The sequence below is a fragment of the Paraburkholderia sp. RL18-101-BIB-B genome, assembly GCF_046026985.1.
In the GTDB taxonomy this organism is placed as follows: domain Bacteria; phylum Pseudomonadota; class Gammaproteobacteria; order Burkholderiales; family Burkholderiaceae; genus Paraburkholderia.
Genome location: NZ_JARESV010000194.1, coordinates 1 through 542, shown reverse-complemented (window position 1 = coordinate 542; position 542 = coordinate 1). Strand labels below are relative to the sequence as shown.

Annotated in this window: 1 protein-coding gene and 1 pseudogene; both read right to left on the bottom strand. The window is 56.5% G+C overall.

Annotated features, from left to right (window positions below; all coding sequences use genetic code 11):
- Positions 1–245, bottom strand: a pseudogene (locus P0D73_RS46680) (SOS response-associated peptidase family protein); the annotation flags it as partial.
- 54 nt (positions 246–299) lie between these two features.
- Positions 300–542 (bottom strand): hypothetical protein (locus P0D73_RS46675; RefSeq protein WP_408320179.1); only part of this gene is annotated, 243 nt, incomplete at its 5' end.

Below are 542 nucleotides of genomic sequence, written 5' to 3'. Positions count from 1 at the left end.
AACAGGTCCTGTTCAAGTTTGGTCACTTGGCCAGCATTGAAACGGTCGATGAGTGCTTTGATTTCGCGCTCGGCGTCAGTCTGCGGCTCGGCAAAAGAGTCTTCAATCGCCTTCGGTATCTTAGCCTTGCTAACGCCTTCCGCGCGCTCAAAAAACAAGCGCGCGAACTCGTCGATGTCCATCACGGCGCCGAATGTGCGCACGAATTTCCGATAGTCAGCCTGTATTTGAGCCGAGTAGCACATAAATGCCTCCGTTCCTGTTGTGGAGGAGTAGGTTGCCAGCGTGCAGCCGTCCTCTCATTGCAGATTTTTGAACAGCTGCCCGCGCAAGGTTGATGCTATCTGCTCAAGGATATCGGGCAAGAGGACTTGTGCGTCAAGCGGTCCTACGACGGAGTACCCCGAGCCTGCATCGCCGTCGATGATGACGACTGCAGCGCAACGCGCACCCGTCGTCTGCCTAACGTAAGCGCAGGCTTCATCGAACTGACCCGCTGCTTCACCGCCCGCCACAACCCTAGCGCCCGCATTGTCTGTCAT